The 24,585-nt window shown below is 72.7% G+C and carries 22 protein-coding genes and 3 riboswitches; of the genes, 6 read left to right on the forward strand and 16 right to left on the reverse strand.

Translation table 11 applies throughout. From position 1 onward, the window contains the following. Nucleotides 1–114 precede the first annotated feature (114 nt). Nucleotides 115–708: a TetR/AcrR family transcriptional regulator gene (locus JYK04_RS37120; protein ID WP_189745262.1), complete on the forward strand. Its 594-nt coding sequence runs from the start codon at nucleotides 115–117 to the stop codon at nucleotides 706–708. 22 nt (nucleotides 709–730) lie between these two features. Here JYK04_RS37120 and JYK04_RS37125 read toward each other — a convergent pair whose 3' ends face one another. The 3 genes from JYK04_RS37125 to JYK04_RS37135 all read right to left on the reverse strand — a co-directional run bounded on the left by JYK04_RS37125 (nucleotide 731) and on the right by JYK04_RS37135 (nucleotide 2,820). Beyond that, on the reverse strand, nucleotides 731–1,675 hold the full coding sequence (locus JYK04_RS37125) for a 5'-nucleotidase (RefSeq protein ID WP_189745260.1): 945 nt from the start codon (nucleotides 1,673–1,675) through the stop codon (nucleotides 731–733). Nucleotides 1,676–1,877: 202 nt separating this feature from the next. Then, entirely contained in the window at nucleotides 1,878–2,273 is a 396-nt protein-coding gene (locus JYK04_RS37130) for a hypothetical protein (protein ID WP_189745258.1), read from the reverse strand. Nucleotides 2,274–2,598: 325 nt separating this feature from the next. Continuing rightward, complete coding sequence (locus tag JYK04_RS37135) at nucleotides 2,599–2,820, reverse strand: S1 domain-containing protein (protein WP_202185957.1); 222 nt, start codon at nucleotides 2,818–2,820, stop codon at nucleotides 2,599–2,601. 279 nt (nucleotides 2,821–3,099) lie between these two features. Here JYK04_RS37135 and JYK04_RS37140 point away from each other — a divergent pair, with 279 nt between their 5' ends. Continuing rightward, nucleotides 3,100–3,816: a hypothetical protein gene (locus tag JYK04_RS37140; protein ID WP_189745257.1), complete on the forward strand. Its 717-nt coding sequence runs from the start codon at nucleotides 3,100–3,102 to the stop codon at nucleotides 3,814–3,816. Nucleotides 3,817–3,847: 31 nt separating this feature from the next. Here the strand turns inward: JYK04_RS37140 and JYK04_RS37145 are convergent, their stop codons facing one another. Continuing rightward, complete coding sequence (locus tag JYK04_RS37145) at nucleotides 3,848–4,771, reverse strand: LysR family transcriptional regulator (protein ID WP_189745255.1); 924 nt, start codon at nucleotides 4,769–4,771, stop codon at nucleotides 3,848–3,850. Nucleotides 4,772–4,860: 89 nt separating this feature from the next. Here JYK04_RS37145 and JYK04_RS37150 point away from each other — a divergent pair, with 89 nt between their 5' ends. Continuing rightward, complete coding sequence (locus JYK04_RS37150; RefSeq protein ID WP_189745252.1) at nucleotides 4,861–5,781, forward strand: zinc-binding dehydrogenase; 921 nt, start codon at nucleotides 4,861–4,863, stop codon at nucleotides 5,779–5,781. Next, complete coding sequence (locus tag JYK04_RS37155; RefSeq protein WP_189745250.1) at nucleotides 5,778–6,782, forward strand: alpha/beta hydrolase family protein; 1,005 nt, start codon at nucleotides 5,778–5,780, stop codon at nucleotides 6,780–6,782. Before JYK04_RS37150 ends, JYK04_RS37155 begins: the two co-directional genes overlap by 4 nt. Nucleotides 6,783–6,873: 91 nt before the next feature. Here the strand turns inward: JYK04_RS37155 and JYK04_RS37160 are convergent, their stop codons facing one another. Beyond that, nucleotides 6,874–8,217: a YhgE/Pip domain-containing protein gene (locus JYK04_RS37160; protein ID WP_189745248.1), complete on the reverse strand. Its 1,344-nt coding sequence runs from the start codon at nucleotides 8,215–8,217 to the stop codon at nucleotides 6,874–6,876. A gap of 139 nt (nucleotides 8,218–8,356) precedes the next feature. Here JYK04_RS37160 and JYK04_RS37165 point away from each other — a divergent pair, with 139 nt between their 5' ends. Further along, on the forward strand, nucleotides 8,357–9,031 hold the full coding sequence (locus JYK04_RS37165) for a MerR family transcriptional regulator (RefSeq protein WP_189745246.1): 675 nt from the start codon (nucleotides 8,357–8,359) through the stop codon (nucleotides 9,029–9,031). Nucleotides 9,032–9,049: 18 nt separating this feature from the next. Here JYK04_RS37165 and JYK04_RS37170 read toward each other — a convergent pair whose 3' ends face one another. The 9 genes from JYK04_RS37170 to JYK04_RS37210 all read right to left on the reverse strand — a co-directional run bounded on the left by JYK04_RS37170 (nucleotide 9,050) and on the right by JYK04_RS37210 (nucleotide 20,523). After that, on the reverse strand, nucleotides 9,050–9,874 hold the full coding sequence (locus JYK04_RS37170; RefSeq protein WP_189745244.1) for an ABC transporter ATP-binding protein: 825 nt from the start codon (nucleotides 9,872–9,874) through the stop codon (nucleotides 9,050–9,052). Continuing rightward, nucleotides 9,871–10,866: a FecCD family ABC transporter permease gene (locus JYK04_RS37175; RefSeq protein WP_189745436.1), complete on the reverse strand. Its 996-nt coding sequence runs from the start codon at nucleotides 10,864–10,866 to the stop codon at nucleotides 9,871–9,873. The genes JYK04_RS37170 and JYK04_RS37175 overlap by 4 nt, the downstream gene beginning before the upstream one ends. Nucleotides 10,867–10,961: 95 nt before the next feature. After that, a complete protein-coding gene (locus tag JYK04_RS37180; protein ID WP_189745242.1) occupies nucleotides 10,962–11,948 on the reverse strand; it encodes an ABC transporter substrate-binding protein in 987 nt (328 codons plus the stop codon). A gap of 63 nt (nucleotides 11,949–12,011) precedes the next feature. Next, the gene (tsaD, locus tag JYK04_RS37185) at nucleotides 12,012–13,082 is read right to left on the reverse strand and encodes a tRNA (adenosine(37)-N6)-threonylcarbamoyltransferase complex transferase subunit TsaD (RefSeq protein WP_229876736.1); all 1,071 of its coding nucleotides are present in this window, start codon (nucleotides 13,080–13,082) and stop codon (nucleotides 12,012–12,014) included. A 72-nt stretch (nucleotides 13,083–13,154) separates the two neighbouring features. Continuing rightward, nucleotides 13,155–13,967 carry an ECF transporter S component gene (locus tag JYK04_RS37190; RefSeq protein ID WP_189745240.1) on the reverse strand — a complete coding sequence of 271 codons (813 nt, stop codon included), beginning with the start codon at nucleotides 13,965–13,967 and terminating at the stop codon, nucleotides 13,155–13,157. Then, nucleotides 13,964–15,619 carry an ABC transporter ATP-binding protein gene (locus JYK04_RS37195; RefSeq protein ID WP_189745238.1) on the reverse strand — a complete coding sequence of 552 codons (1,656 nt, stop codon included), beginning with the start codon at nucleotides 15,617–15,619 and terminating at the stop codon, nucleotides 13,964–13,966. The genes JYK04_RS37190 and JYK04_RS37195 overlap by 4 nt, the downstream gene beginning before the upstream one ends. Further along, a complete protein-coding gene (locus JYK04_RS37200) occupies nucleotides 15,616–16,812 on the reverse strand; it encodes an energy-coupling factor transporter transmembrane component T (protein ID WP_189745236.1) in 1,197 nt (398 codons plus the stop codon). The genes JYK04_RS37195 and JYK04_RS37200 overlap by 4 nt, the downstream gene beginning before the upstream one ends. Nucleotides 16,813–16,816: 4 nt before the next feature. After that, nucleotides 16,817–17,755, reverse strand: a complete 939-nt coding sequence (locus JYK04_RS37205) for a RodZ family helix-turn-helix domain-containing protein (protein ID WP_189745234.1) — start codon at nucleotides 17,753–17,755, stop codon at nucleotides 16,817–16,819. Next, nucleotides 17,752–20,523, reverse strand: a complete 2,772-nt coding sequence (locus JYK04_RS37210) for a prenyltransferase/squalene oxidase repeat-containing protein (protein ID WP_189745232.1) — start codon at nucleotides 20,521–20,523, stop codon at nucleotides 17,752–17,754. Before JYK04_RS37210 ends, JYK04_RS37205 begins: the two co-directional genes overlap by 4 nt. A gap of 171 nt (nucleotides 20,524–20,694) precedes the next feature. Next, nucleotides 20,695–20,764: riboswitch (cobalamin riboswitch) on the reverse strand. Nucleotides 20,765–20,887: 123 nt separating this feature from the next. Next, nucleotides 20,888–21,016, forward strand: a riboswitch (cobalamin riboswitch). A gap of 115 nt (nucleotides 21,017–21,131) precedes the next feature. On the opposite strand from JYK04_RS37210, the gene JYK04_RS37215 reads away from it, so the two are divergent. Beyond that, nucleotides 21,132–22,544: a prenyltransferase/squalene oxidase repeat-containing protein gene (locus JYK04_RS37215; protein ID WP_189745230.1), complete on the forward strand. Its 1,413-nt coding sequence runs from the start codon at nucleotides 21,132–21,134 to the stop codon at nucleotides 22,542–22,544. A gap of 63 nt (nucleotides 22,545–22,607) precedes the next feature. On the opposite strand, the gene JYK04_RS37220 is transcribed toward JYK04_RS37215, so the two are convergent. Together JYK04_RS37220 and JYK04_RS37225 are read right to left on the reverse strand one after the other, a co-directional pair. After that, on the reverse strand, nucleotides 22,608–23,096 hold the full coding sequence (locus JYK04_RS37220; RefSeq protein WP_189745228.1) for a DUF4430 domain-containing protein: 489 nt from the start codon (nucleotides 23,094–23,096) through the stop codon (nucleotides 22,608–22,610). A gap of 148 nt (nucleotides 23,097–23,244) precedes the next feature. After that, nucleotides 23,245–23,387, reverse strand: a riboswitch (cobalamin riboswitch). Nucleotides 23,388–23,448: 61 nt separating this feature from the next. Next, nucleotides 23,449–24,369, reverse strand: a complete 921-nt coding sequence (locus JYK04_RS37225; RefSeq protein WP_189745226.1) for a cobalamin-binding protein — start codon at nucleotides 24,367–24,369, stop codon at nucleotides 23,449–23,451. Nucleotides 24,370–24,585: the final 216 nt, after the last annotated feature.

The raw sequence follows: 24,585 nt of genomic DNA on the forward strand, positions 1-24,585 counted from the left end.
TCGTCCACGTACCGATGCGCTTGCATCGGAACCGCATCGTACTCTTGGATCCGATACGTCCGCATCGAATAAACTGCGCTGCGAAGCGGAGCACAGGGGACAGGGAGGACGGGCATGCCCAGGCAGGTGGACCACGAGAGCCGACGCCGTCTCATCGCCGAGGCCGTCTGCGATCTCGCCGACGAGCACGGGCTGGAGGGCGTGACCCTGCGCGATGTCGCCGCCCGCGCCCAGGTGTCGATGGGAGCCGTCCAGCGGTGCTTCCGTACCAAGGAAGAGATGCTCGTGTTCGCTCTCGGGTACATCGGCGAGCGGATCGGCGAGCGGGTACGGGCCCGCCTCGTCCGGAGCCCGGCCCAGTCGGCCGGCACCGCCCTGGGGCTCGCGGCCACCGAGATCTCACTGCTCAGGGAGGAGCACCGCGCCGAGGCCAGGGTCTGGCTGGCCTTCGTCGCGCAGGCGGCCGTCAACGAGGCGCTGGCCGGCACACTGAGGGCGAACCAAGCGGCCCTGCAGGAGGCGTTCACCCGCCTCGTCGCGGAGGCCGGCGAGGGCGCCGACCGCGCGGTTCCCCTCGATCCGCAACGCGAGGCCCGCAGGCTCCTCGCGCTGGCGGACGGCCTCACCACGCACGTCCTCGTCGGTCACCTCACCCCGCACGAGGCGCACGACGTCCTCCACGCGCACCTGGCCGGCCTCTGGGAGTGACCGCTTCGGCCCCGGCAATCGCTCAGACCGCCGCGGCGGGTGGCGAGTTGACCGCCCCGAAGGGTATGTGGACGCTCGGAGTGCCCGGTGCGGTGCCGTTGAGATTGGCGACCTGGTCGTCGAAGAAGATGTGCGGGTCGAGGGCTTTCAGGACCGCGGCCTTGTCGATACCGCCGAGGAAGAAGGCGTCGTTGACCCGCAGCCCCCACTGCTTGAGGCTCAGCAGGGCACGTTCATGCGCGGGGGCGTCCCGAGCGGTGACCAGCGACACGCGCAGGCGGGGCCGGTACCCGGAATCCTTGCGGCGCCGCTCCCGTTCGAGGCGTTGGACGCGGTTGACTCCGGCCAGGAAGTCCCGTAGCGGTCCCGGATCGTGAGGGGTGGCGGCATGGCCGACCTCGTACGCGCGGAACTCGTCGATTCCGCCTCTCTGGTAGACCTGCTCGGCCGTGTCGCCGGCCACCACTCCGTCGAAGTCGAACGCGATGCGGAGTTCAGGATCGCTCTCGTCGTCGATCCGCCCCGTCTTGAGGACGTGTCCCGCAGGCAGCCCGGCCGCGACCGCGTCCCGTACGTCAGGCCCGTCGGCCGACAGGAACAGCGACATGTTGAGCGCGGGCATGAACTGGTGCGAGGGACGGCCCTGCCGGAAGACCGCCCGGCTGATCGGCAGGCCGTGCGCCTTGATCGAACGCATGACGCGCATCCCGGTGTCGGGGTCGTTACGGGAGAGGATGATGACCTCGACCAGGGGGTCGGCCTGATCCGCGAGGTCGTTGAGCGACAGCAGGCGTCTGACGAAGGGGAACGCCACTCCTTTGGCGAGCGGCTCGTCGACATGGGTCTCCTGGTGGGTCCGGTAGGCGTCCTCGCCCCGTTCCCGGAACACCGCCTCGCAGTCGGTCAGGTCGAACAGGGCGCCGGAGGCGATCCCCACCACCAGGCGATCGGACAGGTCGTACCGCATGGCGCCCCCTGCTGACACGTGTGCGACGTCGGGATGCTTATCACCCTTGTGCAGGGTCCGGAAACGCCTCCCGGGGTCCTGAATCGTGCCGACCCCACGGGGTGCGCCGACGCACTGATCCGCTGTCCGGAGGACGGCGGTGGCGAGAGCGGACCGGCGTCGTCCCTGCCCGGGGCGTGACCCCGGGCAGGGACGGGGAGCGTCAGGACTCCGCGGACTCCGCGATGGCGAACTCGGACTCGGCCACCGAGTAGTCGGTGTGGATGCCGGCGGTCACGCGTAACGAGCAGCTGGCGCGCAGGAGGTCACCCTCGTTCGCCGCGAGCTGCGGGAAGTCGACGACCAGCGGCGTGCGCAGGATCCCCCGGGTAGGGGTGAGGCTGCCCGGGACGGTGCACGAGGCGACGACGCCCGTACTGAGGTTCTGCACGTTCACGACGAGCTGGTAGGCGGTGGCGAAGCCGCGCAGCTCATTGCCTATCTCGATCTCGGCGCGGACGTCGAACTCCTTCCCGATGCCGAGTGTCGGTGCGATGAACTCGCCCTTGTCCACTGCGAAATGGAGCAGATTGATGCTCGCGTCCCAGGGTCCGGCCATGTGGGTGTCCCTTCTCGACGGTGACCTTTTGGTGCCGGGCGATCGGCCCGGGTCCATGCCTCCCCGGGAACAGGGCCTCGAACCTGCCGCCGGGGGGCGCACGGATGTGCGTGAGAAGTCCGAAAACTCTTCTCGCGCCCGTCGAATGCCGGGTGTGGAGCCGATGGGGTCACTGAGGTGGCGAGCTCGTCGCGCGAGCGTACTGACCGAGGCTTCCACTCTGGCTGTCACGCGGGGACGGACGGCTGTTCCCCGCCGCGTGGAGGGGCCGGGCGTCAGTAGCGGCCGCAGGCCTCGCCGCCGGCGGAGGGTTGCCGCTCCGCTGTCACCGCCCGGTTCGTGCGGCCGCCCACTCGGTGAGCGTGATCTTCACCTGGTGGTTGTGCTCGGCATGCCAGAGGACTTCGCCCGTGACGCGCGCACCAAGGTGCGGGAGTTCGGCCCCGTGAGGCATCGCCGTGATCTCGGCCAGCCCGACCGCGTCCGGAACGCCGTCGATCCGCAGGAAGACGCCGAAGGGGCGCCGGCCGATGACTTCGCCGGTCACCGGAGTCCCCACCGGCAGGGCCTCGCACGTCGCGGACCAGGCAGCCCGGGCTCTCGCTCCGACCCCAGCGCCGTCGTCAGGCCAGGAACACTCGCTCATGGCCACCGCTGCTCCTCTCACGTGCGGCCGGCGTGCGCCGCGGCTGCAAGCCGGCCCTTGTGACCATCATCGTGCCTCGGCTCAACCCCTATCGGATCCAGGCTGGGAGCGTTCCCGGAGGCGCCGGTCCGCCGATAGGGTCGGGGGCCGGATGCGAGGGCTGGGGAGTACGAGGTGGGGATGAAGATCCATCGCCCGGGGCGGCCGGAGGACCTTCCGGAAGCGGGCGTGTTGTGGGCGCGCTGGGCCGCGTTCGCCGTGGCGACCTGGGATGCCGAGGAGGAGAAGGAGCGCTTCCGGTACGGGTACTGGTTCGGCGACAGCGACAGCGACAGCGGCAGCGGCAGCTACGGCGAATTGCGTTACGACGACGGCGCGTGCAGCCGGTGGGTGTTGATCCGGGCCGATGGCGGCCGGGCCGTGCTCTTCGGGCAGAACGATTCCGGCAAGGTCGGGCGGTACGAGCCGCCGATCGACCTCCTCGCCGGAGCACCGGGATGGGTGCGCGGCGGAGCCCTGCACGACCGCCTGGAGCAAGGAAGGGCCGAGTGCGTCTACTGGTTCGAGGGCGGTTCCTGGCACCGTGCGCCGTACCCCGACGACCTCCACGATGACGGGCTCGACTGCGGGATCGGCCATCTGGCCTCGCGTGACCTCGCCACGGGCGCGCTCTGTGCGGTGTTCGAGTTCGACGAGGACTGCGAAGGCGCCGTGGAGGCCTGCGAGCAGTTCTTGGCGCACGCGGAGCGGGGCACGGTCACCGAGAAGGCCGTGCGCTCCTTCGCCGATGAGGTCTTCCGGATCCAGACCGAGCACGAACTGCTCTGGCCCAAGGCCCCGGTCGCCCGTTCGGAGTCGGACCTCGCCGCGATGACCTCGCTCGCGCGCCGCTGCTGACACCGCGGCGGGCGGCCGGTCGGCGTACGGCTCAGATCGCGGGTGGTTCGGGCAGCCAGTCGCGGCTCGGGTCGTACTCCAGCCATCGGCGCCGCCCCGCTTCCTCGGCGCAGGCAGCGGCGAGACCGGTCAGCGACGGGTGCCCGTTTCCCGACCGCCACAGCAGCGACCAGGCGTACAGCGGCGTGGGATCGACCAGGGGGACCGAGCGCAATCCGGGGACCCGCGGCAGTGGCACGTCGGCCGGCACCAGCGAGAAGCGTCGCGGGTCCTGTGCCACCTCGGCGAGGAAGTGGGGGAGCCCGAGGTTGACGCCCGCGGCCCTGTTCCGGATGCCGAACCGGTCGGCGAATCCGTGAAGGAAGTCGAGCCGGTCCAGCGCACCGGGTGCCCACAGCACGCTGCCCCGCAACTGGTCCGGCCGCAGGGCCGGTTCGGCTGCGAGCGGATGGTCCGCGCTCAGTACGGCGTCCACCGGTTCGAGGCGGACGAGGCGGTGTACCAGCCCGGCGGGCAGCGGGGGGTGCACTCGGCCGAAGGCCGCGTCGATGTCGCCGTGCAGCAGGGCCCTCGTCACCGACGGCAGATCGCGCCCGTGCCCCAGCGCCAGCTCCCCCGCTCGTCCGGCAACCCGGGCCAGCGTCCGCATCGGCGCGTAGAGGTGCCCCCAGACGTCCACCCGCAGCGGATGTTCCTTCCCGATGACCGTCGCGACCGCGGCGTCGGCGGCGGCCAGGGTCTGCCGGGCCGGCGCGAGAAAACGCCGGCCGGCCTCGGTGAGGCGCACCCCGGTGCCACCGCGCAGGAACAGCTCGGTGCCGAGCAGGGATTCCAGCCGCGCGATCCTCTTGGACAGCGCCTGCTGGGAGACCGCGAGCGTCCCGGCCGCCCGGCCGAAGTGCAGTTCCTCGGCCGTACGCACAAAGGCACGTACCTGCGCCAGGTCAAGATCCATGCCTCTCACCATAGGTGACAACCAAAAGTTGTCGGCCTTGCTCGTTCGTTGTTGGATCACGGGGCAGCCGTGGGGGTTACCTCCTCTCCATGCAAAGACTGATTCCCACAGGAGAGGCGGCGCGACCGGTCGCCTTCGCCGAGGTGCCCCAGCCCGTGCCGGAGCCCGGTGAGGCACTGGTCAAGGTCGAGGCGTTCGCCCCGAACCGGGGCGAGACGTTCCTTCTCGAACACCCCCGGCCGGGGCTGCTGACCGGCAAGGACATCGCGGGGCTCGTCGTACAGGCGGCGGCCGACGGCTCCGGCCCCGGCATCGGCACCCGCGTGGTCGGGCACCCGGCGCAGGGCGGCTGGGCCGAGTACGCCGCCGTGCCCGCGCAGTCGCTCGCGGTTCTCCCGGACGGCATCGACAGCGCACGGGCGGCGGCGCTGCCCCTGGCCGGGATCACCGCCCTGCGGCTGCTGCGTACGGCCGGTTCCCTGGCCGGCCGGCGGGTGCTGCTGACCGGCGCCTCGGGCGGCGTCGGCCACTACGTCACCGAGCTCGCCGTGGCGGCAGGAGCCGAGCTGACCGCAGTGACGGCGACGCCGGCGCGCGGCGAGCGGCTCGTGGAACTGGGCGCGACGGTGGTGCACGAGGTCGCGGCGGCTCAGGGGCCGTTCGATGTCGTGCTGGAGTCCACGGGTGGGCCGGATCTGGCGCTCGCCCTGTCGAAGGCCCGCCCGGGCGGCCTGCTCGTCTGGTTCGGCCAGGCGAGCCGCACCCCGGTGTCCCTCGACTTCTTCCAGCTCCTCGGCGGGCCCGAGCGCGTGACGATCCAGCACTTCCACTATGCCGGCGCCCCGTACGGCGCCGATCTCTCGACGCTGGTGAGCCTCGTGGAACGGGGCCGGCTGCATCCGGAGATCGGCCGCGTCGCCGGCTGGGAACGGGCCGCCGAAACCCTGGTCGACCTGCGCGAGCGCCGGATACGCGGCAAGGCCGTCCTGCTGACCGGAGGAGCACGATGAGCGCCGTCGAGTTCGCGGCCGCCCAGTGGACCCGTGCCACGGGTACGGGCGTGGACCCGCACGAGTACCGGCGCGTCACCGACGGTCTGGCCTCCGTGGCCGACTGGGGGCCGGCCTTCCTGCGCACCGGACACGGCTACGTGCGGCGCGCGCAGGACGCGGGATCGTCCCGTTCCGCGGGGGAGTACCTGTTGACGGCGGCCCGGTGGTTCCACCTGGCCACGCTGGCACCGCACCCGGAAGCACACCGTGCTGCCGTCGAGGCGGACCGCGCCCTGGGCAGGGCCCTCACCGTGCTGGAGCCCGGTGCCCGGCGGGTGAGCGGCGAGGGATTCACCGGCTGGCTGAGGGGCCCCGCCGATGCGCCCGGGACCGTGGTCGTCGTCCCCGGCCTGGACTCGGCCAAGGAGGAGTTCCTCGATCTCGTGTCCGCGCTGCTGGCCAGAGGACTGGCGGTGTTCGCGATGGACGGGCCCGGACAGGGAGTGCTCGCGGCCACCACGACCTTCGTGCCGGACTACGAGCGGATCGTGGGCCGTGCCGTCGACGCCCTCGGCGCCGCACGTATCGGGCTCGTCGGTCTGAGCCTGGGCGGCTACTTCGCGGCCCGGGCCGCGGCGCTGGAGCCGCGCGTGACGGCCGTCGCGACCGTCAGCGGGCCCTTCCGCCTAGACTGGGCGGAACTCCCTCCGCCGGTAAGGGACATCATGGCCCGGCGTGCCGGAGGAGCCGACGCCGCACGCGAGTTCGTGCGCCAGGTGGACCTCGCCGCCCTGGCACCCCGCATCGCGGCCCCACTGCTGGTCGTGGACGGCGGCCGGGACGTCATCCCCGGCGTGACGAACGGTGAGCGCCTGGCCCGCCTGGCGCCGCACGGCAGCTACCTGTCCGTCCCGCACGGGGACCACCTCCTCGGCAACGCCCGGCCGGACTGGCTGCCCCACGTCGGCGACCACCTCGCGCATGCCCTCAGGGGAACGCCGGCACCGGCGGCAGGCTGAGGGCCGCGGGTCGCGGGCGGGCGCAGGACCGCGCAGCGGCGGTCCTGCGCGGTTCTGCGCGTCAGCCCGTCTCAGCCCGTCTCAGCCCGTCTCAGGCCGTGGCCGGAGCAGGGGCCGGGGCCTCGGGGGTTTCGGTGGGGGCCGCGGCGTCGGATTCGGCGTCGGGGCGGGGGATGCGGTGCAGCCCCTTGCGGTCGTAGAGGCGGGTGACGGCGAAGCCGAAGAGCAGCGCGGCGACGAGGGCGACACCCATCGAGGCCCAGGCCCGGGTCAGGCCGGCGTCGGCCTGGGCCCCGTAGTAGAGGAGGGAGCGCAGCCCCTCCGTGATCTGGCGCAGCGGCTCGAACTTGGCGAGGGCGCGGAAGAACCCGGGGAGTGCCTGGACGGGCACGGTGGCGCCGGAGGAGGGTACGGCCATCGCCACGAAGACGATGGTGGCCAGGAGCATGCCGGGCGTGCCGAAGGCGGCGAACAGGGCCAGGCTGCCGATGCCGACCACCGCGATGGTGGCGACCGAGTAGAGCCACAGCAGGCCGAGGTGGGAGGCGTCCATGTCGAGGATGCCGACCGTGGCGACCTCGACCAGGGTGCCCATCACCAGCGACAGGCCGAGCATGAGCGCGATGCCGATGGCCAGGGTGCGGACGCGGCTGGTGTGCTGGACGGGCTTGCGCTTGCGGACCGGGCCGTAGTCGGTGTGCAGGTAGCCGAGCGCGGTGTCGACCTGGGAGTTGACCACGTTGGCGCCGAGCATGCCGCAGACGACCAGGACCAGTGCGTAGTAGAAGGCGCTCAGGCCCATGGCGCTGCGCTGGCCGACCGGGTGGCCGTCGGCGACCGTCACGGTCACCGGGTCGGCCAGCTTGAGCTGGGCGGCCGTCGGGAGCGGGGTCTTCTGGGCGCCGGCCTGCTTGAGGAGTTCCTGGCCGAGCTGGGCTGAGGCGGCGTGGGCGGCCTTCTGGGCGGCTTGGGAGGACATGGAGGAGCCGATGCTGCCGGCCGCCTGGTTGGTCAGCACGGTCATGGTCGGCGGTGCGGCCTTGCCCTGGGGTGCGGGCTGCGGGGCGGTGAGCGCGGCCACCGTGGCGGAGTAGTCGGCGGGTATGGCGAGGGCACCGAAGACCTTGCCCCGGCCCAGCCGCTTGTCGGCCTCCTCGCGGCTCACGACCTGCCAGTCGATGCTCTTCTCGCCCTTGGCGGCCTTCTGGATGCCGGAGACGACCTGCTCGCCGAGGTTGACGTGGCGGCCGTTGATCTCCGCTCCGCTGTCGCTGTTGACCAGGGCCACGGGCAGGTCGCGCAGGTTGCCCTTGGGGTTGACGTTGCCGCCGACGTAGAGCAGGGCGAAGACCATCGAGACCACTGCGGCGATGAGTCCCGTTCCGATCCACAGCTGGGGTCGGCGGAGCACGGAGGGGGGCGTGGGATGAGGCATCGATTCTCCGGTGCGGCTGCGTTCCAGGGTTGGATACTTATGGTATCCAGTCACTGGATAGTGGCAGTATCTTGCTGTGGTGTCCAATCGCCGACACCGGATGCCGGATGCCGGACCGCGTGACCAGCAGGGAAGCCGTATGAAGATCTCGGAGCTCAGCCGGCGGACCGGCGTGCCGGTCGCCAGCATCAAGTACTTCCTGCGACAGGGCCTGCTGCCCGCCGGGCGGGCGACGGCCGCGACCCTCGCCGAGTACGGGGAGGAGCACGCGCAGCGGCTGCGGCTGATCAAGGCGCTGACCACGCTCGGCGGCCTGTCCATCGCCGCCACCCGTGAGGTGCTCGGGGCCGTCGACCAGGCCCACAGCTCCGAGAGCGCCCTCGGAGCGGTCAGCTACGCGCTCCCGGTGCCGGTGGCGGCCCAGGGCGCCGCGGGCCAGGAGGAGGAAGCCGGTGCCGACGCGACCGCCGGTGCCGAAGTGGCCGGCCTCCTCACGGAGCTGGACTGGCAGGCACCCGTCACCTCACCGCATGTGAAGGGGCTGACGGCGGCGCTGGAGGAGCTGCGCCGGCTGGACGCCCAGTACGCCCCGGGAGAACTCGCCGCCTACGCCAGGCTGGCCGAGTCCGTGGCCCGGCTGGACCTGGAGCGCGCGGCCGGCCTGGACGATCCGGTGGCCCTGGCCGAGCGCGCCGTCATCGTCTTCGCGATCTGCGCCCCGGTGTTCGAGCTGCTGCGGCGCCTCGCACAGGAGGACCAGGTCCGGCGCCGGGTCGCGGGCGCCGCCCGGGGCGGGGACGCGGCGCCCCGGTAGCGCTCAGGGGGCCTGGGCCTAGCCGCGCTCCACGGGCCGGCCGTCGCGGCGTGCGTCGGGGACCACGGTGATCTGCGGGATCCCGGTGCCCGGATGCCGGGACACCTCCGCCTCGACACGGTAGACCTCGGCCAGCAGGTCCCGGGTGAGGACCGCCTGCGGTGTCCCGGTCGCGACCACCCGGCCACCGTCCAGCACACAGATCCGGTCGCAGAAGGACGCGGCGAGGTTGAGGTCGTGCAGGGCGATCACCGCGGTGACCCCGACCCTGCGGACGAGCCGGAGCGCGTCGAGCTGATGACGCAGGTCCAGGTGGTTGGTCGGCTCGTCCAGCACCATCGTCCCGGTGCGCTGGGCCAGCGCGCGGGCGATCAGTACCCGCTGCTTCTCCCCGCCCGAGAGGCGGTCGAACGGCGCCTGCGCCAGGGCGGCGACATCGAGCTCCTCCAGCGAGCCCATGATGATGTCGCGGTCCTCGGCGTCGTCGCCCTCGAAGGCGCGCTTGTGCGGGGTGCGTCCCATCGCCACCACCTCGTAGACGGTGAGTTCGAAGTCGCCCGCGGTCTCCTGCAGTACGGCGGCGAGGCGCTGGGCGAGCCGCTTGCCGGGCATCCGCCACACGTCCTCGCCGTCCAGCAGGACGTGTCCGGACGTGGGGCGCAGCACCCGGTAGAACGTGCGCAACAGCGTCGACTTGCCCGCGCCGTTGGGACCCACGAGCGCCAGCACCTCACCGGGTGCCACGTGCAGGGAGACGCGGTCGACCAGGGTCCGGCCGTTCACCACGACCGTGACGTCCTCGGCGCCGAGGGCACCGGGCCCGGGTACGGGTACGCCGGTCATCGCGGTGCCTTTCGTCGCATCAGCCAGAGGAAGAACGGGCCGCCGACGAGGGCGGTGAGGATGCCGACGGGTATCTCCTCCGGGCTCATGAGCGTGCGCGCGCCGAGGTCGGCGGCGATCAGGAAGCTCGCGCCGAGGAGAGCGGCGGCGGGCAGCGCGCGGCGGTGGTCGGCGCCCACCAGCAGGCGTACGACGTGCGGCAGGATCAGCCCGACGAAGCCGATCTGGCCGCTGACCGCGACGATGGTGCCGATCATCAGGGCGACCAGGGTGAACAGGGCGCCGCGGAAGCGGTGGACGTCCAGCCCCAGCGCCGCGGCGGCTTTCTCCCCGGCCAGCAGCAGGTTGAGGGACCGGCACACCCCGAGCAGGACGGCCGTGCCGAGGAGCACGGCACCGACGGGGATCCAGACCGTCGTCCAGGTGGTGCCGGCCAGCCCCCCGAGCATCCAGCGCAAGGCCGATTGCGTCTTCTGCGGGTCGTTGGAGGTGACGATCAGGAAGCTGGCCACCGCGGAGAGGACCTCGGCCATGGCCACACCCGCCAGCACCAGCCGTACGGTGGTCATCCGCCCGCCGGAGCGCGCCAGGAAGTACACCGCGACCAGGGCGGCCAGTGCTCCGCAGAACGCCGCCACGGGCAGTGAGAACATCCCGAACAGGGTCACGTGGAACACCAGGACCAGGACCGCGCCGACCGACGCGCCGGACGAGACCCCCAGCAGCATCGGATCGGCCAGCGGATTGCGGACCAGGGCCTGCAGCGCCATGCCCGACACCGACAGGCCCGCGCCCACCACGCCGGCCAGCAGCACCCGGGGGAGCCGGACGTCGACGACGATCGTCTCGCGGACCGGAGTCCAGGTCGGATCGGCGAGGACCGGGTGGACCCGGTGCAGCAGGATCCCCCACACCTGGCCGGCCGGGACGCCGATCGAGCCGACCGCGATGCCGGCCGTCGCGGCCGCGGCCAGCAATACCGCCAGGGCCATGAGCAGCAGGGGGTAGGGAACGGCCCGGCGGCGGGCCGCGGCCGCCGGGGTGCTCACCGGAGCGGCGACCGCCGTGCCTTCGTCCGTCGTCCCGGTCACCGGAAGCGGTCCGGGTGGATCTGGCGGGCCAGTGACTCCACGGCCGCCGGGACGCGCACACCGAGCACGGTCGACGACAGCGGAAGCACCGCGAACCGCTGGTTCTTGATCGCGGGGACGTCCTTCAGCGCCGGGTTGGCGAGGAGGAACTTCTTCTTGTCCTCGACGGACTGGTCGCCGTAGTCGTAGATGACGACGACCTCGGGCGCGCGCTCGGCCACCTGCTCGAACGACACGTCGCCGAAGGCTTTGTCCACGTCGGCGAAGAGGTTGACCCCGCCGGCCCGCCTGATCAGCTCGTTGCCGATGCCCTTGCCGCCCGCGGTGAAGGCGGTCTTGTCCCCGCTGTCGTAGACGAAGAGCTTGGCCGGGGCGACACCGGCCAGTTTGCCGTCGACCCGCTCCAGGGTGCCGTGCAGCTTGTTCACCTGCTCCTCGGCCCGCTCCGGTACGCCGAAGATCTTGGCGACGGTACGGATCTCCTCGTCGACGGTGGCCATGGTGACCGGCCCGGCCGGGCACTCCTCGATGTTGAGGCGGGTGTTGATCCCGGCCTTGGCGAACGCCGGCCGGCCGCGGCCCTCCTTCTCGGCGAAGGTGGAGCCGAACCCGCCGTAGACGAAGTCCGGTTCGGCGGCCAGCAGGGTCTCGAAGGACGGGTACTGCTTCGACAGCACCTTCACCGAGTCGAAGGCGGCCTGGTACTCCGGCAGGACCTTGTCGTCGAGGTAGCCCGTGCCCACCATCGACTTCTCCAGCCCGAGCGCCAGCATGACCTCCGTGGCGTGCTGGTTCAGGGATACCGCGCGCTGTGGCGGCCGCTGATAGGTGTTCTCCACCCCGCAGTTGGACACCGTGACGGGGAACCCTTCCGTCCCGGGTCCCGATGCGGCGGCTCGGTCCCGGGCCTTGCCGCCGCAGGCCGGGACGAGCAGTACGGCGGCCACGGCCAGGAGCGCGGACAGCGGGCGTATGCCCCTCATGTGGTGGGTCCTCTCAGGGGGTCGGTCGGGTGGTCACGGAACTTCGCGGAACCTCACGAAACTTCACGGAGCGGCGACCGGCGGGGCGGGGAGCGGGGTCAGGGAGGCGTACTCCAGCGGTGCGGACGGGTCGATGGACACGTTCAGCGGGGCCGGCTCCGCCCCGGAGCGGACCAGCAGGTCACCGACGGCCGCGATCATGGCGCCGTTGTCCGTGCACAGGGTCATGGGCGGAACGCGCAGTTCGATGCCGGCCGAGGCGCATCGGCGTTCCGCGAGGGCCCTGACCCGCGAGTTCGCGGCCACGCCCCCGACCACGATCAGCGTCTTCACGCCGTGGTCGCGGCAGGCCGCGAGGGCCTTGCGGGTCAGTACGTCCGCGACGGCCTCCTGCAGCGCGGCGGCCCCGTCGGCCACCGGCGGCTCCTCGCCGCGCTGCCGGTGCTGCTCGGCCCAGCGGGCCGCGGCCGTCTTCAGCCCCGAGAAGGAGAAGGAGTACGGGGCGTCCCCGGGCCGGGTCAGCGGGCGCGGGAAGGCCACGGCCTTCGGATCGCCGTCGCGGGCGGCCCGGTCGATGGCCGGACCGCCCGGATACGGCAGGCCCAGGATCCGGGCGACCTTGTCGAAGCACTCGCCCGCCGCGTCGTCGAGGGTGTCCCCGAGGTGCAGGATCGGCTCGCGGACCAGGTCCCGGACCAGCAGGAGCGAGGTGTGGCCGCCGGAGACGATCAGCACCACGCAGGGATCGGGCAGCGGCCCGTGCTCCAGGGTGTCGGCGGCGACGTGCCCGGCCAGGTGGTGGACGCCGTACAGCGGCACCCCGGCCGCGTACGCCAGCGTCTTCGCCCCGGCCAGGCTCACCTGCAGCGCGCCCGACAGGCCGGGCCCGGTGGTGACGGCGACCGCGTCGATCTGGTTCAGTCGCAGCCCTGCCTGGTCGAGGGCCTGCCGGACGACCGGGTTGAAGGCGTGCAGGTGCGCGCGGGCGGCGATCTCGGGCACGACGCCGCCGAAGCGGGCGTGCTCGTCCATGCTCGACGCCACCACGTGCGCGAGCAGTTCGCCGTTCCGCACGATTCCCGCGCCGGTCTCGTCGCACGACGACTCGATCCCCAGCACCACTGGTCCGCTCACTGCTCTCCACCCTTTTCTGCAGATGCACCGCAACTGCGAACTATATGCAATAAAGCGGATGGGTCGATCCGGTCAGGGGCGTGCACCGGGCCGGAAGCGCACCGGGGCCTCGAAGCGGGCCTTGCGGGCGGCCCGGCGGAAGGTGGTCAGGACGGCCGGTCCCGCGAGGGTGATGCAGATGAAGTTGGTGACGGCGCGGCCGGTGTCCCAGCCCAGGGACGTGGCGAGGTCGAAGGCGAGGTAGCGCTGGAACTGCTCGGTGAAGGGCAGGCCCGGCAGGTACGCGATGGAGCTGTCGGGGTCGAGGGAGAAGGGCCAGAAGGAGAGGTTGAGGAGGAAGCCGAAGAGATAGCCGGAGACGGAGCCGTAGAGGGCCAGCATGGCGATCTCGCGGCGGCCCGAGGCCTTCGGCAGGAAGCCGGCGAGCATGCCGACGAAGGCGCAGCCGAACATCTGGTACGGCATCCAGGGCCCGACCCCGCCCGTGATGAGGGCGGAGGCGAACAGCGAGGTGCAGCCCAGGGTGAATCCGAAGCCCGGGCCGTAGACCCGGCCGGCGAGGACGAGGATGAAGAACACCGTCTCGATGCCGGCCGTGCCCGCGCCCAGCGGGCGGATCGCCGCGTTGACGGCGGACAGGACCCCCAGCATGGCCAAGGCCTTGGAGTTGATCCCGCCCTCCGCGATCTCGGAGATCACCACGCACAGCACGATCACGAGCAGTACGCCGAAGATCAGCGGAGGGGCGTAGTGGGAACCGAACTTCCCGGGCGCGACGAGGAACGGCCAGAAGAACGCGACGACCCCGAGGAACGCGGCCAGGGCGATGACGACACCCGCCCGCGCGTTGATACGGATGGCAGCCGTGCGTGCGGCGGTGGTCATCGGGCCCGGTCCGTCTCGTCGTCGGGGAGGGCGGAGGCCACCTGGGCGACCGTGAGGTAGGGGAGCGGGGCGAGGATCTTCGCGGTCTGCGGCGCGAAGACGGGGGAGGCGACGATGATCTCGCCGGTCGGGCCGTCCGCGACGATGTCGCCCTCGGCCATGACCACGACCCGGTCGGCGGCGCGGGCGACGAACTCGACGTCGTGGGTGGAGATGACGACGGCGCGGCCCTCGGCGGCCAGGTCGTCGACGATGCGGATCAGTTCCGCCTTGGCGCGGTAGTCGAGGCCGCGGGTGGGTTCGTCGAGGAGCAGGACCCTGGGTGCGGCGGACAGCTGGATGGCGAGGACCAGGGCGAGCTTCTGCCCCTCGGACAGGTCGCGGGGGTGCGTGGCGTCGTCGATCCCGGGTGCGAGACGGTCGAGGATCTCGCGTGCGGCGGGGGAGTCCGTGCCGGCATCGGATTCGGAGTCCGCCTGGTCGAGTTCCTGCTGCACGCTCTCCAGGTACAGGAGGTCGGTGGGCGTCTGCGGGACCAGTCCGACGAGGCGGCGGGCTCCGGCGGCGGACAACTTCTGCGGGTCGGCGTCCTTGCCTCCCCCGGCGGTGGGGATGTGCACGGTGCCGGCCTTGCGCGGGCCGGAGCCCTGGAGGGCCCACAACAGGGAGGACTTGCCGGAGCCGTTGCGGCCCATGAGGGCGGTGACCTCGCCGCCGCGCAGGTGCAGGTCGACCGCGCGGACGGCCGGGACACCCTGGTACGTCACCGTCACCCCGCGGGCCTTCAGCAGCTCGGCCGGAGCCGCGGCGGGCACCGGCCGCACCGGCGCGGGAGCCGTACCGGCGAGCCGGGCGCGTACGGGCGCGGCCGCGCGGCGGGCGTCGCGGATCGAGAGGGGGAGCGGGTCCCAGCCTGCGGCGCGGCCGAGTTCCACGATGGGCGGCGCGATGGACGACGTACGGAATATCTCGGCGGGCGAGCCGCAGACGACGCGCCCGTCGCCGGGGAGGTGGATGACGCGGTCGGCGTACTGGACCACGCGCTCCAGCCGGTGCTCGGCGAGCAGGACGGTGACGCCGAGGTCGTGCACCAGGCGGGTGACGGCTGCCAGCACCTCCTCCGCGGCCGTCGGATCCAGCGCGGAGGTCGGCTCGTCGAGGACCAGGATCCGGGGGTGGGCGGTGAGCACCGAGCCGATGGCGACGCGCTGCTGCTGGCCGCCCGAGAGCTCGTACAGGGCACGGTGGCGGAGGTCGGCGAGGCCGAGGAGGTCCAGCGTCTCCTCGACGCGCTTGCGCATGGTGGCCGGCGGGATCGCCAACTGCTCCATGGCGTAGGCGAGTTCCTCCTCGACCGTGTCGGTGACGAAGCCGTCGAGCGGGTCCTGTCCCACGACGCCCACGACATCGGCGAGTTCGCGGGGCGGGTGCTCGGCCGTGTCCCGGCCGTCGACTAGGACGCGGCCGTGGAGGGTGCCGCCGGTGAAGTGCGGGACGAGTCCGTTGACCGCGCCGAGGAGGGTGGACTTGCCGACACCGGTGTGGCCGACGACGAGGCAGAGTTCGCCTTCCTCGACGGTGAGGTCGACGTCGCGCAGGACCGGTTCGGCCGTGTCCTCGTACCGGACGGTGACCTGGTCGAAGTGGATCACTTGGGTTCCTCGGTGCGCGGTGCGGGGACCGCCGGGCGGGCCGGGGCGGTCGGTGGCGGGGCCAGGAAGCCGGCCGTTCCGGCGAGCAGGATCGCCGCGGCCGGGACGAGCGGCAGGGTCGGCCAGCTGAGGGGGTAGATCGAGGGGTTCAACTCGGCCGCGTTGAAACCGGCGTTGGTGAAGAGCAGGACGGCGGACAGCACCCCGCAGCCGGCCACGGCCCATTCCGCGGCCCGCCACGGGTCGGGCCGGTAGGTGGTCCGGGTGATCCGGCGCCCGCCGAGCCGGAGCCCCGCGAAGCACAGCGACGCCCCCACGGCCATGGCCGGCAGGCCCAGCAGTTTCGGCGCGGTGGCGTCCAGGAGTCCGTAGGCCCCGGCGCACAGGCCGCACATACCGAGCAGCATGAGGGCGCCGGTCAGCCGGCGGGAGCGGCGGGTGGCGGTCCCGGCGCGCCCGTAGCCGCGGGAGTCCATGGCGGCGGCGAGCCGCAGCGACCGCTCCAGGGCGTCTTCGAGGACGGGGACGACGATCCCGCGCAGGGCGCGCAGGCCCCTCGTGCGGCCGGCCCGCAGACGCCTCGCCCGGTGGACGCGCTGGACGCTCGCCACCAGCTGGGGCGCGACGCTGATGGACACCGTGACGGCGACTCCGAGTTCGTAGAGGGCGCCGGGCAGGACCCGCAGGGCCCGTTTGGGGTTGGCGAGGGTGTTGGCCGCACCGATGCAGCACAGCATGCAGGCGAGCCGCAGTCCGTCGGTGGCGGCCGACAGCAGGGCTTCCAGGGAGACGGGCCCGCCGAGCTGGATGCCCGCGTACCAGTCGGGGGTGGGGATGTGGGGCAGGGAGAACAGGAAGTGGTCCCGCGGGGTGATGCCGGTGGCGAAGACGGCCCGGAACAGCACACGGATCGTCACGACCGTGAGTGCCAGGTACAAGTAGTACTTGAAGCCGCGTGCCCAGGGGGCCTCGGTGCGGCGCATGGTGATCACGTAGCCGAGGACCGCGAGGACGAGGAAGAGCAGCAGCGGGTTGTTGGTGCGGCTCACCGCGGTGGCCAGGGCGAGCGCCCAGATCCACCAGGCGACCGGGTGCAGGGTACGGGGCAGCCGGCGGCCGCCCGCGCCCGGCGCGGGGCCGGACGCGGGCGGGTTCGCAGCCTTCGCCGAGGTGGTGACGGTGGTGCGTGGCACGCGGCTACTCCGTACGACGGCGGCGCCTGGCCGCGAACGCGGCGCCGGCGCCGATCAGCAGCACCAGCGCTCCGGTGGCGACGGCGGGCAGGAAGGAACCCACGTCGTGCTTCGCGTCGGCCGCGGGCGCGGCCTCGACCACCTGGGAGCCGGGAGACGGCGCGGCGAGCACCGGATCGCCGGACGAAGGCGGCGCGGAGGGCGTCGGCGCGGCGCTCGCGGTGGGGCTTTCCGAGGCCGAGGGCGAGGCAGAGGCAGAGGGGCCGGGCGCCGGTGCCGTGGCGGAAGGCGCCCCGCCCGGCGGCGGGTTCCCGGGCCGGGGCCCGGTGTTGACGTTCGGCGGCAGCGGGGCCGCCGTACGGGTGTCCTTGGGCACGGGCCCGCCCTCGGGCCTGGTGTTCCTGGCGCGCAGCTGGTCGGGGGTGACCGTGGGCTTCCCCTCGGTGCCCTCGATGTTCGTCCCGCCGAAGATCCACAGGTCGACGCTGCCGGGCTTCGGCTTGTAGAGCATGGCGCCGAGCTGGCTGTACTCCCAGGTGTTCTGGCCGGGGTTCGCGTGCCAGTACGACCAGTAGGCGGAGGCGGGCGGGGTCAGGACGCAGTCGTCCTGCTGCGGGGTCGGGAACTGCCTGCCGCCCTGGTGGCCGCTGTAGCCGATCCGGCAGATGAAGGCGGGCCCGTCGTGGCCGGTGCCGGTCGTGGCCCAGCCGCCCTGGTTGAGCAGCTCGTAGCCGGTGGTGGGGGTCGTACCGCAGGAGCGGTAGACGGGTCCGCCCCAGCGGCTGAAGTCCACCGCGAGGACGACCCCGGACGACGTGGTGCACTGCCCCATGGGCTGCGGGGCGGCCCCGGCGGGGGCCGCGGTGGCGGCGGAGGCCGCCACCGTCAGCCCCAGCGCGGCCGCCGTACGGGCCAGGGCCCGCAGGGTGCGGTTGCGTATCACGCCCGGCCTCCGGTCGGCTCGCGGTGGCGCCGGCGGCGGGCGACGCGGGTCGTGCCCCAGCCGCCGAGCACCAGGACCACGGCCGCGGCGGCGAGGCCGGCGACCTGGGTTCCGGTGGAGGCGAGGGGGCCGCCCGAACCGGAGCCGCCGCCGGTGCCGGCCGTCTCCCCGCCCGGGGTCACGATGACGGGAGCACCGGTCGTGCCGGTGGGGACGGGCTGCGGTGTGGTGCCGTCCAGGCTGCGGGTGAGGGTGGCGAACGAGATGCCGGTGGCGCCGCCGACGGCCTGGGTGGAGGCGCGGACGTCGGAACCGGGCTGGCCGCCCTTGGCCACGTTGAAACCGCCGTCGGTGTTCTGCTGGGCCGCCAGGAACGTGCGGGCCCTGGCGATCCGCGTACGGTACCTGGGCTCGTCCAGGGTCATGCCCTGGACGGCGAGGGCGGCGGAGTTGACCGAGTTGCCGGAGGCACCGGGGAATCCGCCGTCGTCCTTCTGCTGCGCGGCCAGCCAGGCCAGCGCCTTGTCCACGGCCGCCTGCGCCTTGGCGTCCGGCAGCAGGTCGAGGGCCATGGCCGCCATGGCGGTGGAGTCGACCTCGGATTCGCTGGGCGTCCCGATCAGGCTGGGCCAGGCGCCCGACGGCTCCTGGAGGCTCTCCAGGTACGCGATCGGACCGGCCGCCGCGGCGCTCTCACCGGCACGGACCTGGGCGATGACGGCGAGGGACTGGGAGAACACGGACGGGGCGTTGGTGTACGCGCCCTTGGCGGCGCAGCTCCGGTCGGGCGCGGTGCTCGGGGCCGGGCAGACGGCCTTGGCGAGGGCGGCGATCAGGTCCTGGCCGCCGAAGTTGCGCGGATCACGGCCCACCGCCTCGGCGAGCAGGGCGGTCTTGCCGAGGGAACCGCCGCCGGCGTGCTCGGTGCCGATCAGGGTCCAGTCGTGGACGCCGCGGCCCTTGCCGTCCTTGCCGCCCTTGTCGAGGAAATCGACGATGTTGCGCAGGGTGGTGGTGTTCTCGCCGGTGGCGGCCAGGGCGTAGGCCCCGTCGATGGTCAGACCGTAGTCGGCGAAGCCACTGCCGGGGGCGTTCTCGTAGTAACGGCCCTGGACCAGCCGGGTGGTGTCGGTGAGGTACGCGCTGCCCTTCTTCAGGTCCGGCCCGCCGCCCGGGGTGGTGGGAGGTGACGGAGTGGTGGGAGGCGAGGGAGTGGTCGGAGGTGTGGGCGGGTCCGCCTTCTTGGTGGTCAGCTTCACCAGGTCGCTCCTGGCGGCCGCGACGAGGGCCGGCGCCGTGGGGTACAACTGCGGTTCGGTCAGGCATTCTTCGAAGGCGAAGGCCCCGCGGGCAAGCTGCTGCTTGGAGAGCCGGAACAGGCCCGCGTCGGCGTACGGGGTGTCGCCGAGGGCGCGCATGGCCTGGGCCGCCCAGCCGGTGGACCCCGGGCTGCCGGTGGTCATCGAGACGGCGGCGGGCCAGGCGCCGGTGGGCAGCTGGGACTTCCGCAGGTGGACGCGGGCCTTCTCGACGACGGCGTCGTGGCCGCCGGCCCGCTTGAGGGCCAGGGCGATCAGCGCGGTGGAACCCGCTTCGCTCTCGCACCATCCGCCGGAGCGGATGAGGATGCTGGTGAACCCGCCGTCCTCGCACTGGAGGCCGGTCAGCCGCTTCACGGCATCGGCGGGGGGCGTCACACCGCCGTTCAGCAGGGCGATGACCGCCATGGCCTGGGCATCGGACTGGCCGGTGGTGCGGAAGTCGCCCTTGGTGAGGCAGCCGTCGATCGTCTCGCCGTCGCCGATGTCCCTCGGGCAGACGTATTTGACCAGGTCCCCGAGCAGGTCGTGCCCGCCGAAAGCGCGGGGATCCTTCCCGGTGGCCTCGGCGACCAGGGCGAGCCGCGCGGCGGCCGTCGCGTCGGGGATCCCGGCCTTGCCGGCCGGGTAGGCGTACGCGTCCGTGTGCGCGGGCGTGGCCAGGAAGTCGGCGGCCTTGCGGGCCGCCGGGCTCTTGGGGTCGGCACCGGCCAGGGCGTACACGGCCTCCGTGGTGAGCAGGTAGTTCGGGGTGGTGGCACCCTCGTCGACGACGCGCTCGCCGTCGACCAGCCTCCCGGTGACCCAGCGGGTGGCGGCGGATACGTCCACGGTGCCCGGCGGCACGGGGGGCGGGCCCGTCGGGTCCGGGTCGGTGCCGCCGCCCGCGGCGCGGACGTCGTCGGGGGAGAAGGCGGGCTTGCCCGAGGTGCCGCCGATGTCGGTGCTGCCGAACACCCAGGCGTCCACGTCCCCGGCCTTCGGGGTCCGGGCCATCGCGCCGAGCGAGCTGTAGGTCCAGGTCTTCTGGCCGGGGGACGCGGTCCAGTACGACCAGTACGCGGTCGCCTGCGGGGTCAGGACGCAGTTCTCCTTGTCCGCAGTGGGGTACTGAGTACCGGAGTTGAAGGATCCGGTGCCGATGCGGCAGATGAAGGCGGGGCCGTCGTGCTGGGTGCCTTCGGTGGTGAAACCGCCGGTGTGGAGCAACTCGTAGCCCGTGGTGGGTGTGGTGTCGCAGCCCCGCTCGACCTTCCCGCCGAACGGGCCGAAGTCGACGGCGACGATGGCGCCGGTGGTGGACGTGCACCCCTCGATCGGGTCGGCCGCCGCGGAGGGCGTACCGGTGGCGAAGGCCACGCTCGTGCCGAAGGTCAGCAGCGCCGCCGACAGCAGCGACACCAGCCTCTGCTTCCCCGTGCGTCGCTCTGGTTGCTCTGCGGTCCCCACCACGGCCCCTCGTGTCGGCCGGGCGGACCAGTGCGTGGCACAGGGCTTCCCGTACACGCGGAGCGCCGAGCGCAGAACGCTGGGCGCGGCGCAGGACGCAGGACGCGGAAGAAGCCTTCGAACCACGCCGTAGTCCGCGACGGCGTTTCTCGCTGCAAAAACCTGGCTCCAGGCATTCCGGCTCGCCCGGCGGTACCGGGCCTACGGTTGCGGGTCAGCGCCGGATTCAGACCGGCTTCCCCTGGAGCTGAGTGCTTATCAGTCGGAGTGGAACACGCCGCTGAAGACAGCGTCAAGGTGGCCTGCGTCTCAGGGGAGAGGCTTCGGACGGCTCCCTGCGGACCGCTCCCGTCCGGCTGGCGGACCCTTGATCACTCAGGTAGCGTCCAGGGCTGCCAGATGGGGGAATCCGGTGGGAACCCGGAGCTGACGCGCAGCGGTGTGGGACGGCGGGGGCCGTCTCCGAGCCCGAATGCCCATACGGCGATGCAGCACAGGAAGCCGTACCACGCGTTCCGGACGGCGGCCCTCCGGCATGCCCGGCCGTGCGTCCGTACGGCGGCAGGGGCGCGGGAGCGGTCGGCGTCCGCCGATTCCAGGAGCAGGCCATGTCCCGTCCCCGCACCTCCCGCCGCCTCGCGCTCGCGGTGCCCGCCGCGCTCGGCGCCTTCGCCCTCACCGCGCTGCCCGCGTTCGCGACCTCGTCGCCCGCGCAGATCGCCACCTCGAAGACCAACGGCGTCGCCTACCTCAAGTCCCTCCAGGCGGCGGACGGTTCGTACGCCGGTTCCGGCCTCTCCAACGAGTGGGCCTTCAGCACCTTCGCCGCGACCGGCACGGCCGTCGTGGACGTCTACCCCGGTGGCGACACCACGAAGAACGCCCGCACCGTCTACCGCAACCTGCTCTCGACGGCGGGCTGGCCGTCCGCCTCCCCGGTGGTCACCGACTACGAGCGCGGCACCCTGAACGCGTACGCCGCCGGCATCGACCCGGCCCGCGTCTCCGCCTCCCGCAACCTCGTGGCGAACATCTACTCCTACTGGCAGACGGCGGAGGCCGGCTACTTCGGCTCCTCCGGAAACTTCAACGGCACGGTCTTCGCGGCCCTTTCGCTGGGCGGCGCCAGGACACAGGCCGGCGGCGCCCGCATCCCGCAGGCACTGACCGACGCGGTCGTCACCCGGATCCGCGCCAACCAGCACGTGGACGGCGGCTGGACCTACCAGAAGGCCGAGGGCAACCCCACCGTCCTCAACTCCGCCGGCGACGTCGACATGACCGGCGCGGCCATGGCGGCCCTGTGCGTCTCCGGCGTCCCCAACACGGACCCGGACGTCGTCCAGGCGAAGAACTTCCTCAAGAGCACGCTGCTCTCCTCCACCGGCGCCTTCAACTCCCTCTACGGGGTCAACACCAGCTCCAACGGCTGGGGCGTCGCGGGCCTGAACGCTTGCGGCTTCAACCCGCAGACCGGCGACTTCCTCACGGTCACCGGGAAGACCCCGATCGACTTCCTGATAGCCAACCAGTACAACCCGGCGGGCGGCTTCAAGTACAAGCCCTCCGACACCGTCCCCTCTGCCTACTCCTCGATCGACGCGCTGCGCGCCGTCGCGGGCGGGGGCTTCACCACGGCCCCGCCCGTCCCGGTCACCCCCGGCGCCCCGCAGTGGGTCGCCCAGTCCACCTTCACCGCCGGTACGGCCGCCAAGCTGGCCCTGACCGTCGACGACGGCGCCGGCAACCTCAAGGTCTGCTCGGTGGCCTTCACCCCGACCGGTACGACCACCACCCTCGGCGACGTCCTGAACGCGGCCACCACCGGGGCGACCCCGACCGGCTGCGTCACGAGCGTGACCCCCTCGTCGGGCACGGGCACCGTCACGGCCGTCAACGGCAAGGCCAACAGCGGCTCCAGCACCTGGAAGGTCAGCGTCGACGGCTCCGCGTTCGCCGGCGCGGTCCGCAACAAGGTCATCAACGTGGGCGACACCATCGCCCTGCGCTGGGGCGCCTGATCACCGAATGCCGGCGGGGCTGCGGACCTTCGCGGCCGCAGCCCCTGCCGGGCGGGCGGCCGGTTAGAAGGACGTCCAGGTGAAGGACACCCGGTCGCCGGCGCTGAGCTTGAACTGGCAGCCGCCGACCGGGGTCGGGGTGCCGTTGACGGCGATGCTCCAGTACGCCGAGCCGCCGCCGCTGACGTTCTTTATCGTGTCGACGGAGAAGTCGTCGAAGGACGCGTACCAGGTGCCGTCCCAGGTGAAGCCCTTCTTGTGGGCGGCGTCGTCGAGGGCGGCGGTCGGGGTGGGGACCTTGGACGGGTTGGCGCCGCCGTTGGTGCCGTCGCACTTGTGGGTGCCACCGGTCGCGGTGGTGACATCGTGGCCCTTGGTCTTGACCTTGCCCTGGAACAGCAGCCCGTCGGGTCCCTGGACGGTGAGGTCCACCTTGACGGCCGCGTTCGTGTTCGGCCTCGGCTTGGCCTCGGCCACGGCCGGAGCGGTGGCGAGGGCGAGAGCGAGCGCGAACGTGGTGACCACGGAGCGGCGGACGAGGGTCTGGCGCATGGAGTGCCTTCCTGAGCGGATCTTCGGGCCTGCTCACGCGAACCCTTCGACCCGCACCCGTGCACACCCCCTGCGGGCGTCCCTCAGGAGGACGCCCGGGGGCGCCGGGCCGGGCTGGGGCTTCGTACTGCAGACCATGACAGTGGGAAGCGGTGCACATCGCACCCCGGGTTCTCCGACTCACGGCGTTTCGGACACCGCTCACGGTTGCAGGTCAGCGCCGGATTCCCACCGGCTTCCCCCAGTTGTGCATGCATTCGGTTGTGGCCCGGGCCGCGGTGGGCCGGAGCAGAACGCATCGTACGGCCCGGGCAGAGGGGACCGGGCGAGAACCCGGAATCCGGGCCCGCCGTCAGCCGCGGCCGAGCCGGCGGGCCTCCGCCGGACTCACCGGGGCACCCGCCCCGACCCCGTGCAGGACGTGCGCCAGTACCTCCGCGCCGCGTACGACGCGGGGGCCCGGGCGGTTGAAGTAGGCGGGCCCGTCCAGCACCCACACCTCACCCGCGCGCACCGCGGGCAGCTCCTCCCACCCCGGCAGCGAGGTCAGCAGCTCCCGCTCGCGCAGCGTGCGTTCCGGGCCGAACCCGCAGGGCATGACCAGGAGCACGTCCGGGCGGGCGGCCCGGACCGCCTCCCATTCCGTCGGCCGGGTGTGCTCCCCGGGGGCGGCGATCAGTGCCTCACCGCCCGCGCACGCGATCTGCTCCGGCACCCAGTGCCCGGCCGGCCAGAGCGGATCGAGCCATTCGATCGCCACCACCCGGGGGCGCCGCCGTCCGGCGGTCCGCGCCCGTACGGCCTCCAGCCGCGCGGCGAGGGCCGCCCGCCGCTCCCGCGCGTGCTCCGCCACGCCGAGCAGCTCACCGACCGTGACCAGGCAGTCCAGTACGTCGCCCAGCGTGCGCGGCTCCAGACTCAGCACGCGGGGCCCGCCGTCTAGGACGCGCACCGCCCGGCTCACGCCGGCGTAGGACACCGCGCAGACGTCGCACAGGTCCTGGGTCAGGACCACATCGGGAGCGAGCGCGCCGAGGGCCTCGGTGTCGAGGGTGTAGAGCGAGGAGCCGCGGTGCGCGGCGCCGCCCACCGCGTCGGAGATCTCCCGGCTGGTCAGGGTGTCCGCCGAGAACTCGGCCGAGGTCACCACGGGCACGCCGGCCACCGCCCGCGGCGGCCAGTCGCACTCGTGGGTACGGCCCGCCAGATCGGCGGCCAGGCCGAGCTCCGCCACGATGTCGGTCGCCGCGGGCAGCAGGGAGACGATGCGCATCCTCCGACCCTAGGCCGTCTCTTCCGGATCTTGCCGGGCCCGCGACGCCCGGCACCGCACCTGGCCGCGTTGTCGGGGCACCCGAGTACGTCCAGTACACGGGCGCCCCTCCGCCTTGCCAGGCTTCCCCTCGGCGCTGGCGGGCCTGGGGAGGCCCCATGGCACCGGACGCCGCGGGCTCGGCCGACAAGATCCGAAAGAGACGGCCCAAGCCGT

The organism is Streptomyces nojiriensis (assembly GCF_017639205.1).
In the GTDB taxonomy this organism is placed as follows: domain Bacteria; phylum Actinomycetota; class Actinomycetes; order Streptomycetales; family Streptomycetaceae; genus Streptomyces; species Streptomyces nojiriensis.